Below are 12047 nucleotides of genomic sequence, written 5' to 3'. Positions count from 1 at the left end.
TCCCTGAGCCCTTACTGAACCTCGAGGTAGTCCACTTCGGCGTACAGCTCACCCTTCGTGAGGCGGATCGTGTTCCAGCCGGCGTTCAGCGTGACCGGCACCGAGCTCTGCCGCCAGTTGTCCCAGCCGGTCGCCGGGTAGCTGACCGATCCCTGGCTGTTGCCGTTGACAACGACGCCGTGGCTGGCGGTGGCGCCCGAGCCGTTCGCGTATCCGACGTGCAGCGTGTAACCGCCCGCGCTCGGTGCGTACACGGTGTTCTCGACCCATGAGTCCGCGTAGTCGATGTACGCGACCACCTTCCCGTCCGACGCCCCGGCCGCGTTCGACCGGACGACGCAGTGGTTCAACGTCCCGCGCTCGGCCTCGTACCGGACCCGGCTGCCGCGGACGACCGGGTAGTCGTTGGCCCAGCCGAGGTCGGCGACGTACAGGTGCCGCGACCCGCCGACCCACCCGTGCACGAATACCTTGTCGCCGACGAAGTCCGCGCCACCCGGCCCGCAGATGTGGTTGTCGAACGTCGCTGTCGTCATCAACGGCCGGTACGCCGTCGTCCAAGGACCGCCCAGGCTCGGAGCCGTCGCGTACGACGTGAGGTAGTTGCAGTCGGTGTAGCCGCCGCTGGAGAAGAACAGCACGTACTGGCTGCCACGCTGGACCAGGTCGGGTGCCTCGATGATCCCGCTGGAGGTGAGCAGCACGGCGTTCCCGCCGACCAGGGTCGTGCCGTTGTTCGCCGTACGCGTGAGCCACAGCGTCGACGGCTGTCCGATGGCGTTGCCGTCGTTCTTCCAGACCAGGTAGCGGGTGCCGTCGTTGGCGACGAAGGTGTTCGCGTCGATGGCGCCGCCGCGGTCGAGCGGGCAGATCAGCGGCTGGCTGCCGACCGGGGCGAACGGGCCGAGTGGCGAGGATGCGGTCGCGACCCCGATGCACTGCCGGCCGGACGCCTTGTGCCAAGCCGTGTAGGTGAGTGTGTAACTGCCGTCCGGGTTCGGGTGGACGTCCGGCGCCCAGGTGCGGCCGGGCTGCGCCCAGCCGGACGACGGGCCGCCCGGCATCGCGTCGCCGCGGATCGTCCACGGACCGTTGGGGCTCGGAGCGGTCGCGGTCGGCACGTGGCCGCGGCCGTTGTTCGTCGAGTACGCGTACCAAGTGCCGTTCTTCTCGAACACATCCGGGTCCGGAAAGTCCTCGCCGATGATTTGGGCGGGGAAGACAGCCGCCGCGTGGGCCGGCGGTGACAGCAGGGTGGAGAGGCCGAGCACCACGAGCAGGGCGGTCAGAAGTCGTCGCATGGGGACTCCTCAGGTGGGGCGGATACCTGTGGAGGGAACTTTTCCATCGATTCACCTGGATGACCAGAGGTCGATCGGGCTGATCACTGGACCCAGGGGCCTCCGGGGTGTTGACTCCCGCTAGTTGGTTTCCGCCTGGGTTGAGGGGAGTTCTCGTGAAGTTCTTACCGAGAGTGTCGGGGCGTGGGGTGGTCACTGCCGTAGCCGTTCTGGCGACGGCCGCCGGCGGGGTCGCGCTGCAGTCGGGTACGGCGCCGACCGCCGTCCAGGCGACGCCGTTGCAAACGCGCCTGGACACGCTGCTGGACGACAGCCGTTACGACGGCTCACAGGTCGCGCTGGTGGTCCGGGACGCGACGACCGGCGAAACGCTCTACGACCGGAACGGCGGCCAGCGGATGCTGCCCGCGTCCAACACCAAGCTGTTCTCCTCGACGGCCGCGATGGACGTCCTCGGCCCGTCGTACCGCTTCCGCACCGATGTCCTGGCCACCGGGCCGGTCCACCGCGGCACGCTGCTCGGCAGCCTCTACCTCAAGGGGTACGGCGACCCGACGGCCCTGCAGTCCGACTACGCCGGCCTGGCCAAGCAACTCGCGCAGTCCGGCGTGAAGCGCGTCATCGGCGACCTGGTCGCGGACGACACGTACTTCGACCACATCCGTCTCGGCGACAGCTGGGCGTGGGACGACGAGCCGTTCTACTACTCGGCCCAGATCTCCGCGCTGACGCTGGCCCCGAACACCGACTACGACTCGGGTACGGCGATCGTCGAGAGCCGGCCCGGCGCCACGGTCGGCGCTCCGGTGAAGCTCACGCTGGTGCCGGCGAACGGCGTACTCAAGCTCGTCAGCACCGCGAAGACCGGTGCGGCCGGGTCGTCGAACACGCTGTCCATCGAGCGCGAGCACGGCACGAACATCGTCCGGGTCACCGGCTCCGTGCCGCTCGGCGCGTCGGTCGGTACGGAGTGGGTGACGGTCTGGGAGCCGCAGGTCTACGCGGCCGACGTGTTCCGGCGGGCGCTCGCGGCCGAGGGCATCAGCGTCATCGGCCGGATCAAGAGCGCCGCGTCCCCCGCCACCGCCCGGGTGCTCGCCCGGGACGAGTCGATGACGGTCGGCGAACTGATGAACCCGTTCATGAAGCTGTCCAACAACATGCACGCCGAGACGCTGGTAAAGGCGATGGGTGCGGTCGCCGAAGCGGAGGGCAGCTGGCCGGCGGGTCTCGGCGTGGTCACCGACTACGCGCAGAGCGTCGGCGTCGACACCAGCACGATCCGGCTGTCCGACGGCTCCGGCCTGTCCCGCAAGGTCAACGTCACCGCCGACAGCATCACCGACCTGCTGATCGCGGTTCAGCAGGAGCCGTGGTGGCAGCAGTGGTACGACGCCTTGCCGATCGCGGGCAACCCGGACCGCTTCACCGGCGGCACGCTGCGCAGCCGGATGGCGAACACCCCGGCCGCCAACAACCTGCACGCGAAGACCGGCTCGCTCACCGGCGTCACGGCGTTGTCCGGGTACGTCACCAACGCCGACGGCCGCAAGCTGGTGTTCTCGATGATGAGCAACAACTACCTGGTCAGCCCACGCTCGATCGAGGACGCCGTCGGCGTCACCCTCGCCTCCTGGTCCGACCAGGCCGCGATCCCCACGGTCAGCACACTGAAGACCGCCCAACCCACCTGCGACCTCGACTGGGACAAGGCCTGCTAATCAGTTCGACAGCCCGGCGGTCATTCACCACGATGTCGGGATGACCGCCGGCTCACCCTCGTCCTCCGTCCGGCGGCGGGAGGTGGTCGCGTGCTGCGGGGCTTCACGGTGCGGGCGATGTCCGTCGACGACGCCGGGTTGATCGGTGAGCGGAGTTCGGCGTACACGCGGGCGTTGCTCGGGTTCGCCAAGCACAGTGCCGAAGATGTGGCGAATTACCTGCGCGATCCGGGGTTCTCGCCGGAGACCGACGGGTGGGTCGTGCTCGATCGCCGTGGGGAGTTCGCCGGGTCGGCGACGGCCGCGGTGAACAGTGACGGCACGAGGGTCGGTCTCGAGGTGCTGAGCGAGCTCCCCGAGGTGGCCGGGTGGCTGCTGGACCGCTGCGTCGAGCGCGCCCGGCAGGCGGGTCCCGGTGAGGTGGTGGTGAGCGTCGGGGTGATCCAGCAGGACGAATTCCTGGCGAAGATCGTGGCCGATCGAGGCTTCACGATCGGTACGTCGATCCACCGCATGCGTATCACCTTCGACGGCCCGGTCGAGCGGCCGCCCGTTCCACCCGGCGCCGTCGTACGCCGCGGAGCCTTCGACGACACGACCCGCCGGGCCGCGCACGCCATACTCGTGGAAGCGTTCAGCAGCCAGCCGGGCGCCGATACCCGGCCGTACGACGACTGGGCGGCGTCCCGCGAGAGCCGGTCCACGTTCGACTGGTCCCAACTGACCACGGTCGAGCTCGACGGCCGCGCCGTAGCCGTTGCCGAGTGCAACGACAACTTCGTCAGCACCGACAACTGCGGGTACATCGGTCGCCTCGCCGTCATCCCCTCCGCCCGCGGCCGCGGCCTGGCCAAGTTCCTCCTGCGGGACGCCTTCGCCACCGACTCCTCCACCGGCCGCTCCGGCACCATCCTCCACGTAGACACCTCCAACCCCACCCCCGCGCTACGCCTCTACACCTCGCTAGGCATGCACCCCGACCTGACCAGCACCATCTGGCGCCGCACGCTCCGCACCTGAAGGACACCGCTCAAAGGACACCGCTACGCGGCGGCTGTTCTCTTGCGCCTCCGGCGAGCGCGGACCGGGGATGCCGATCACCATCTCCGGCGGATGAGATGTGGAGCCGACGGACGCTGGAGCGGCGCGCCCCAACCAGCAACCGCCCTCGCGTCAACCGCACATGCACTCACCGCAGTGGCGCGAGGAAGGCCTCCGCGTGGTCGTGAAGCGTCACCGCGAGCGGGTCGGGCCATCGACGGTGCCGTCCGCGGCCGGTCCGAACGCTGCGAGCTGCACCCGCTAACCGGCTCGGACGCGTTTGGTGTCGTGGGCCCACATGGCGATCTCGACGCGGTTGCGGGCGCCGAGTTTGGTCATCAACGATGCGATGTGGGTCTTGACAGTGCTCAGGCCGACGTAGAGCTCGGTGGCGATCTCGGCGTTGGTCCGGCCCCGTGCCACCAGCGCGAGCACCTCCTCCTCGCGCTCGGTGAGCGGGTCGACGGGCTGGAAGGGTACTACCGGCGCCTGGTCGGCGAAGGTCGCCAGCAGCCGGCGGGTGACGTTGGGGGCGATCAGCGCGTCGCCGGTGGCCGCCGCGTGGATGGCCTGCACGAGGAGCGCCGGCCCGGCGTCCTTGAGCAGGAAGCCGCGGGCGCCGGCGCGGAGGGCGCCGAGGACGTACTCGTCGAGATCGAAGGTGGTGATCACGACGACCGCCATCGGGTCCCGCACGTCCGGCCCGGCCAGGCGCCGCGTGACCTCGACGCCGTCGAGCCCGGGCATCCGGATGTCGACGAGGAGGACATCGGGACGCAGCCGGGTCGCCAGGTCGAGTGCTGCGAGCCCGTCTGCTGCCTCCCCCACGACCTCCACGTCGGGTTGCGCGCCGAGGATCATCACCAACCCGGTCCGGACCAGGTCCTGGTCGTCGGCCACGACAACACGGATGCTCATGCCGGCGCCTCCACCGGCAGCACGGCCTCGACCACCCAGCCACCTTCGGGCGCCGGTCCCGCGGAGAGCGATCCGCCGAGGAGCTGGGCGCGTTCGGCCATGCCAAGCAGGCCGAACCCAGGCACCGGGGCCGGCCCCAGCTCGGTCTGCCCGTCGTCGCTGACACGCAGCCTGACGGCGTCGCCCTCCCGGCGTACGTCGATCTGGACGCGGGTCGCGCTCCGGGCGTGCCGTACGGCGTTCGTCAGCGACTCCTGCGCGAGCCGGTAGAGCGCGGCGTCCACGGGTCGTGCCAGCCGGGCCGACGAACCGTCCAGCGAGACCTCGACGGTGGGCGTCGCGTCGGCGCGCGCCAGGGCGGGCAGGTCCGCGACACCGGGCTGCGGTGAGTAGGCGACGTCGTCCTCCTCACGTAGCACCCGGACCATGGATCTCATCTCCGCCAGGGTTCGCGACGCTTCGGACTCGATCGCGGCCAGGACCTCGGCGGCCTTCTCGGGCTGGAGGCCGGCGACCACGCCACCGGCCTGCGCCTGCACCGCGATGGCCGAGACGTGGTGGGCCACGGTGTCGTGCAGCTCTCGCGCCAACGCCACCCGCTCCTGATTGCGGATCTCGCGCTGCTGGCGATGCCAGAGGTCCGCGCGGTAGCGGAACACCGCCGCGAGGGCGACGAACAACAGCAAGAGGACGCTCCCGCCGAAAGCATCGGCCCAGCCCGCGGAGGAGGCGTACATCCCCAGGCCGACGACGACTGCCACGAACGCCGTCCCCACGACAATCTCCCGTCCCGAGCCCCACCGCACCAGGGAGTAGAGCAGGATCAGGTCGGCCATCATCGCGTAGAGGCCGAGGTCCCCGGCGGGCGTGGTCAACTGGAGGGCCGACAGCAGCCCGGCGACGCCCCACCCGACCAGGGCAGCCATCAGGGGGCGGGCCCGCCGCCAGAGCAGGGCAGGCATCAGCGCCAGGGCGAGCACCGTCACCAGCGGTCGCCAGGCCAAGCCCGGCCGCGCGATGCCCTCGACCAAGGCGGCGGCCGTGAACACGCCCACCAGCAGCCAGTCGAGACGACCGATGGGTGGGGCGCCAGCAGGCCGCGGCTCATGCCAGATGGAGCGCCGGACAGTGACCACGGCTTCAGTCTAGGGATCGGTGCGCCTCGGCGTACTGGCCGAAAGTACGAGGGACAGACCATGCCATCGGCCAGGCGAACTCCGGCCCCCAGGCCGACGTACCCGCCGCCGGGCTCACCGATCGTGGACCTACCGATCCTCAGCAGAACAACGGAGCCCATGATGAGAACACCCCGTCCCACCACCACACTGGACGACCAGCCGGTCCCGGTGAGAGCCAAGCTCGCCGCAGCGTGGACGAGCTTCATGTTCCTGTACGTCTACGTGGACATTCTCAACTTCTTCACGCCCGGCGTCGTCGAAGACATCCTCGCCGGCCGGGTCTTCGAGTTCGACCTCTCCCAGACCTTCTCGACCACGGCACTGGCCCTCGTGGCCGTCCCGATCCTCATGATCGTGCTGTCGGTGACGCTGCCCGCCAGGTCGAACCGCATCGCGAACCTGATCGTGGCGTCGCTGTACGTCCCCGTCACGGCATTCAACGCCCTGGGCGAGTCCTGGCTGTTCTTCTACGGCCTTGGCATCGCCCTGGAAGTGATCCTTCTCGCCCTGATCCTGCGTTACGCCTGGACCTGGCCCCACACCGCCCCGTCGGCGACCACCGCGCCCCGCCCCAACCGCGAATCCGTCCGCGCCCAGCGCACGTGAGGGGGTGTGGTTAGACGTCCTCGCCGGGGTGGTCGCGGTCCACCCCGGCGAGGCGTCAGTTCAGGAGGGTGCGGTAGCCGGTGCTGCCGGCGTACACCGTGCGGTCGCCGACGGGTGTGCGCAGGTCGAGGTGGACGACAGTCGGGGTCTCGCGCGGCTTGACGCACTGCCGGCCCTCGCTCTGATCCGGCCCGACCGTGTAGCGGTACGCCGCCACCCGCACGGTCGACGCGTCCTGCGACAGGATGCGTACGACGGTGGTCGGCACGCACGGCTCCGCGACGTACGGATCGCGCGGCACCTCGAGCACGAGCTCCGTCGGGCTGAGCGGATCCACCTCCGCGGACGAGATCGGCACCTCCGCCGCCAGCACCAGGAGCGTCGTACCGACCTTGAACTGCGCCGGTGGCGGGCCGTCGTCGAGGTAGTTCGGCGTCGGTGTGGTCTGTGTCGTCTCGGGTCCGGCGGGCTCCTGCTCGGCGCGCGGCAGGTCCACGGTCGCCACGACTGCACCGGCCACGGCGACCACCGCGGCCGCGGTCGTCAGCACGGTACGCCGGCGACGCCGCGCCTGGACGGCACGCTCGACGTACTCGAACGGCGGAGCCTCCTCCGGCGTGTGCTCGTCGACGTACTGGACGAGCACCTTGGTCGGCAGCTCACGCATGATCCGGGACCTCCTTCACGACAAGCAACGGCGCCAGCGCCTGGCGCGCCCGGGCAAGCCGCGATTTCACCGTGCCGGGTGGCAGTTGCAGTTCCTCGGCGATCTGCTCGATCGGCAGATCCATGACGTGGTGCAGTACGACGACCGCCCGCTGCGCCGGCGTGATCCGGGCCAGCGCCGCGGCCACGTCGAGCGCGTCCCCGTCCGGTCCGCGGACCTCGGCCGGTCGCCCCTTGAGCCGCGCCAGCGCCCGGGTCGCGACCTGCTGCCGCCGCAACCGGCTGATCAGCGTCCGTACGGCGACCGCCCGCACCCACGCCTCCGGGTCGTCGTACCGGCGGATCGACTCCCAACGACCGAGCAGCTTCACGTACGCGTCCTGGGCGACCTCCTCGGCGTCCGCCCGGGAACCTCCGATCGACACGAGTACGCCGATCAGCCGGGGCCAGGTCCGCCGGTACAGCGCGGCGACGTCGGCCGCCGGATCGCCGTCGAAGTCCTGCACGCTCGCCCCTCCCCACCGGTCGTCTCACGGCTAACACGCGCGACCACGGCACCCGGTTCCTTCCCGGTCCGAAGAAGTTTCCACCGGCGTGCGCCGCCACGGTAGGTGTTGCCCCGGCGAGATCTGAGAGATTACTCTCGAAACATGTCTCTCAGGAATCCGTACGGCGACTTCGAGATCACCGACCCGCAGGCCATGCGGGCGCTCGCGCACCCCGTCCGGCTCGCCGCGCTCAGCTGGCTGCAGAAGAACGGCCCGGCGACGGCGACCCGGCTGTCCGAGCACGTGGGCGCGTCACCGTCGGTCACGAGCTGGCACCTGCGCCACCTGGCGACCTTCGGCCTGGTCGTCGACGAGCCGTCACCGGACGGGGACAAGCGGCAGCGCTGGTGGAAGGCGGTCGCCCGCGGCTTCCGCTACGAGATGCCCGACACCCCCGAAGGCGCCGAAGCCGGCCGCCTCCTCCGCACCGAGATGATGAACCAATCGCTCGAGACGACTCAGCGGTGGCTGGCCGAGACCGAGCCGAATCTCGAGCCGGAGTGGAGCCGGGTAGCCGGATCGGCCAACACCCGGCTGCTGGTGACGGCGGCGGAGGCCGAGGCGATCGAGTCCGCGATCGAGGAGCTGCTCGCGCCGTACGTCCGGCGCCGCGACGCCGGCCAGACCCCCGACGGTGCGCGCTCACTCCGGCTCATCCGGCTGTCGTTGCCTGAGGCGACGGACTGATCGTGGCCACGCAAGCAGTCACCAGCCTGTGGCGTGACCGCCGGTTCCGGCGCTTCTGGTCGGCCCAGGGCGTGTCCGAGTTCGGCGACCGGATCAGCGAGCTCGCGCTACCGCTGATCGCCGTGACGATGCTCGACGCCTCCCCCAGCCAGGTCGGCCTGCTGACCGCCGCGGTCTGGCTGCCCAACATCGCGTCGCTGTTCATCGGCACCTGGGTCGACCACCGGGCGGACAAACGCCCGCTGATGATCGCGGCCGACCTCGCCCGCACGGTTCTGCTGCTCACGCTGCCGGTGGCCTTCTGGCTCGACCTGCTGACCCTCGGCCACGTGTACGCGGTCGCGATCCTGGCCGGCGCGGCGCATGTCGTGTTCAACACCGCGTACGCCGCCTTCTTCGTCCGGCTCGTCGACCGCGAGCACTTCCTCGAGGCGAACAGCAAGCTCTCGGCGACCCGCTCGCTGTCCTTCATGGGCGGCCCCGCGGTCGGCGGCGGCCTGATCCAGTGGCTGACGGCGCCGGTCGCGATCGTCGTGGACGCCGCGACGTTCGTCTTCTCCGCGATCCAGCTCAGCCGGATGGACGTCGTCCCGGGCGCGGCTGACGAGCAGCCGGAACCGCTGCTGCGCCGGGCCCGGGCGGGGATGCGGTACCTGCTCCGGCACCCGTACCTCCGCCGCAGCCTGGGCTGCTCGACCACCGTCAACTTCTTCAACCTGATCAGCACCGCGCTGCTCGTCCTGTTCGCGAGTCGCGAGCTGCAACTGTCGGCCGGGACGATCGGCCTGGCCTTCGGCATCGGAGCAGCGGGAGGGCTGGTCGGCGCGGTCGCCGCCGCTCCCCTGAGCCGGCTCATCGGTGTCGGGCCGCTGATCGCCGCCGGAGCCGTCGTCTTCCCGGGCTCGGTCGCGATCGCCGCGCTCGCCGACGGACCGACCTGGGTCAAGGCGACGGCGTTGGCCGCGGCCGAGTTCGTCGGCGCGTTCGCGGTGATGTGCTTCGACGTACCGAACAACTCGCTGCAGGCCGCGGTCACGCACGACCACATGCGCAGCCGGGTGTCCGGCGCGTACAGCAGCATCAACTACGGCATCAGGCCGCTCGGCGCGGTGGTCGGAGGGTTCCTCGGCACCTGGATCGGTGTCCGGGAAACCCTCCTCGTCTCCGCCGCGGGCGGCCTGCTCGCCGTGCTCTGGCTGGTGCGGTCACCGAACCTGCGGACCCGCACGCTCGACGGCCTGCACCCACCCGAGAGCTAGTCGTCCAGGTCGACGTCGAGTTTGGCGACGGTCTTGCGGAGGGGGACCTCCTTGATGAAGAGGACCGCGATCAGGCTGACCAGGGCGCAGGCCGCCGCGATCAGGAAGATCCGGCCGGTCGCGTCGCCGTACGACTGCCGCACGAGCTCGGCCAGCTGCGGCGGCAGGTGGTTGACGTCGAGCAGGCTCGTACCCGAACCCCCTTCCTCCAGCTTCCGCGCCGCCTCGGCTCCACCGGGACCGGCGAGCAGGCCCTGGACGATCAGGTCCTTCACCCGCACCGCGAGTACGGCGCCGAGCGCGGAGACGCCGACCGCGCCACCCAGGCTGCGGAAGAACGCGACCGTCGCGCTCGACGCACCGATCTGCGACACGTCGACGGTGTTCTGTACGGCGAGCACCAGGTTCTGCATGGTCATGCCCATACCGAGACCCATCGCGAGCATGCCGAGACCGACGTACCAGTACGGCGTGGTGTGGTCGATCGTCCCGAGGATCACCAGGCCGCCGACCAGGAGGATGCCTCCGGCAACCAGGTAGCGCTTCCACTTCCCGTACCGGGTGATCAGCTGACCGGAGCCGACCGATCCGAGGAACGAGCCGAGCATCATCGGGATGGTGAGCAGGCCGGCCTCGGTCGGGCTGTAACCGCGGGCCACCTGGAAGTATTGACCGAGGAACAGCGCACTGCCGAACATCGCGACGCCGACGGCGAGGCTGGCCACGATCGCCAGCGCGGTGGTGCGTTCCCGGACGACGTTCAACGGGACGAGCGGCTCCGCGGCCCGGTTCTCGACGACGACGGCGAGGACGCCGAACAGCAGGGTGCCGCCGACGAACAGCGCGGACTGCCAGGAGAGCCAGCCGAAGTCGTGACCGGCGAACGTCACCCAGATCAGCGGCAGGCTCGCGGCGACGCTGATCAGCACGGCGCCGAGGTAGTCGATCCGGACCCGGCGCTTGATGATCGGCAGGTGCAGGTACTTCTGCAGGATCACCAGGCTGATCACGGCCAGCGGGACGCAGACGTAGAAGCACCAGCGCCAGCCGAGCCACGAGGTGTCGACGATGACGCCGCCGATGAGCGGACCGCTGACGGTCGCGACCGCCATCACCGCGCCCATGTAGCCGGAGTACCGGCCGCGGTTGCGCGGCGGGATCGCGGCGCCGATGATCGCCTGCGCCAGCGCCATCAGGCCGCCCATCGCGAGCCCCTGCAGGACCCGGGCACCGATCAGGAACGGCACGTTGTGGGCCAGCCCGGCCAGCGCCGAACCGACCACGAACAGCGAGATCGCCAGCTGCACCAGCAGCTTCTTGCTCATCAGGTCGGCGAGCTTGCCCCAGACCGGCGTCGACACCGTGGTCGCCAGCAGGCTCGCGGTCAGCACCCAGGTGTACTGCGTCTGGGAGCCCTCGAGGTCGGCGATGATCGTCGGCAACGCGTTGCTGACGATCGTGGAGCTCAGCATCGCGGTGAACAGCGCGGCGAGCAGGCCGATCAGGATCTCGAGGATCTCGCGGTGGGTGAGTTCCGGCGCGGTGGGCACCGCACGCCGGGTCTCGGTGACAGTCATCGGTCTCCAGTCGATTGCGTGGTACGCCGGACGCCTCGGTTGACCTCGGTGATGGCGTGCGCGATCCGCTGCATGGTGTCGGCAGCGGCGAGCAGCGCATCGTCGTCGAGATCGGCGAGGACGGCGCGAAGATGGTGGGTGTAGGAGGCGTACAGAGCGTCCAGCTGGGCCTTGCCGCGGGGCGCCAGGCTGACGAGCCCGACCCGCGCGTCGGCCGGGTCCGGCCGGCGGCTCACCAGTCCGTCGGCCTCCAGGGCACTCAACTGCCGGCTCACGACCGACGCGTCGACGCCGAGCTTGGCGGCGAGCTCCCCGCCGCGCTGCTCACCGTCCCGCAGCAGGATCTTGAGCACGCTCGCGTCCGCGCGCTTGAGCCCGCCCTCGGGTGCGAGGTGCCGATGATCCACGCACCGTACGGCGCGAATCAGCGAACTGACCCCTTCGAGCAGCTCCTGCGCGGGCGTGTCCCGCTCCACCCCCGGGACGAGGGGTTCCTGAGCTAGTTGCATAACCCAACTATACCTAGATAGTTGGTTTCTGCAACC

General features: G+C 70.2%; 12 protein-coding genes. 5 read left to right on the top strand and 7 right to left on the bottom strand.

Translation table 11 applies throughout. The features are described from left to right. Positions 1-11: 11 nt before the first annotated feature. A complete protein-coding gene (locus ACQPYZ_RS14895; RefSeq protein WP_433168496.1) occupies positions 12-1301 on the bottom strand; it encodes a family 43 glycosylhydrolase in 1290 nt (429 codons plus the stop codon). A 188-nt stretch (positions 1302-1489) separates the two neighbouring features. Between ACQPYZ_RS14895 and dacB the strand changes: the two genes are divergently transcribed. After that, on the top strand, positions 1490-3022 hold the full coding sequence (gene dacB / locus ACQPYZ_RS14890) for a D-alanyl-D-alanine carboxypeptidase/D-alanyl-D-alanine endopeptidase (RefSeq protein WP_433168494.1): 1533 nt from the start codon (positions 1490-1492) through the stop codon (positions 3020-3022). Positions 3023-3112: 90 nt separating this feature from the next. Then, entirely contained in the window at positions 3113-4042 is a 930-nt protein-coding gene (locus ACQPYZ_RS14885; RefSeq protein ID WP_433168492.1) for a GNAT family N-acetyltransferase, read from the top strand. A 282-nt stretch (positions 4043-4324) separates the two neighbouring features. Here the strand turns inward: ACQPYZ_RS14885 and ACQPYZ_RS14880 are convergent, their stop codons facing one another. Continuing rightward, positions 4325-4981, bottom strand: coding sequence for a response regulator (locus ACQPYZ_RS14880; RefSeq protein WP_433168490.1), 657 nt, complete (start codon positions 4979-4981; stop codon positions 4325-4327). Then, positions 4978-6117 (bottom strand): sensor histidine kinase, encoded by a 1140-nt coding sequence (locus ACQPYZ_RS14875; protein WP_433168488.1) that lies wholly within the window; start codon positions 6115-6117, stop codon positions 4978-4980. The genes ACQPYZ_RS14880 and ACQPYZ_RS14875 overlap by 4 nt, the downstream gene beginning before the upstream one ends. 246 nt (positions 6118-6363) lie before the next feature. Here ACQPYZ_RS14875 and ACQPYZ_RS14870 point away from each other — a divergent pair, with 246 nt between their 5' ends. Next, positions 6364-6765: a DUF6326 family protein gene (locus ACQPYZ_RS14870; RefSeq protein ID WP_433168486.1), complete on the top strand. Its 402-nt coding sequence runs from the start codon at positions 6364-6366 to the stop codon at positions 6763-6765. Between the two features lie 55 nt (positions 6766-6820). Here ACQPYZ_RS14870 and ACQPYZ_RS14865 read toward each other — a convergent pair whose 3' ends face one another. Together ACQPYZ_RS14865 and ACQPYZ_RS14860 are read right to left on the bottom strand one after the other, a co-directional pair. Then, complete coding sequence (locus ACQPYZ_RS14865; protein WP_433168484.1) at positions 6821-7432, bottom strand: hypothetical protein; 612 nt, start codon at positions 7430-7432, stop codon at positions 6821-6823. Next, positions 7425-7937: an RNA polymerase sigma factor gene (locus ACQPYZ_RS14860; RefSeq protein ID WP_433168482.1), complete on the bottom strand. Its 513-nt coding sequence runs from the start codon at positions 7935-7937 to the stop codon at positions 7425-7427. Before ACQPYZ_RS14860 ends, ACQPYZ_RS14865 begins: the two co-directional genes overlap by 8 nt. Before the next feature lie 144 nt (positions 7938-8081). On the opposite strand from ACQPYZ_RS14860, the gene ACQPYZ_RS14855 reads away from it, so the two are divergent. Continuing rightward, positions 8082-8666 (top strand): ArsR/SmtB family transcription factor, encoded by a 585-nt coding sequence (locus ACQPYZ_RS14855; RefSeq protein WP_433168480.1) that lies wholly within the window; start codon positions 8082-8084, stop codon positions 8664-8666. Between the two features lie 2 nt (positions 8667-8668). After that, entirely contained in the window at positions 8669-9925 is a 1257-nt protein-coding gene (locus ACQPYZ_RS14850; protein ID WP_433168478.1) for an MFS transporter, read from the top strand. Here ACQPYZ_RS14850 and ACQPYZ_RS14845 read toward each other — a convergent pair. Continuing rightward, positions 9922-11502 carry an MDR family MFS transporter gene (locus ACQPYZ_RS14845; protein WP_433168475.1) on the bottom strand — a complete coding sequence of 527 codons (1581 nt, stop codon included), beginning with the start codon at positions 11500-11502 and terminating at the stop codon, positions 9922-9924. The two genes, ACQPYZ_RS14850 and ACQPYZ_RS14845, sit on opposite strands and share 4 nt — an antisense overlap. Next, positions 11499-12011: a MarR family winged helix-turn-helix transcriptional regulator gene (locus ACQPYZ_RS14840; RefSeq protein ID WP_433168473.1), complete on the bottom strand. Its 513-nt coding sequence runs from the start codon at positions 12009-12011 to the stop codon at positions 11499-11501. Before ACQPYZ_RS14840 ends, ACQPYZ_RS14845 begins: the two co-directional genes overlap by 4 nt. Positions 12012-12047: the final 36 nt, after the last annotated feature.

This window comes from Kribbella sp. CA-247076 (assembly GCF_050942445.1).
In the GTDB taxonomy this organism is placed as follows: Bacteria; Actinomycetota; Actinomycetes; order Propionibacteriales; family Kribbellaceae; genus Kribbella.
The sequence above is the reverse complement of the archived record's forward strand: the minus strand, read 5'-3'. Positions and strand labels throughout refer to the sequence as shown.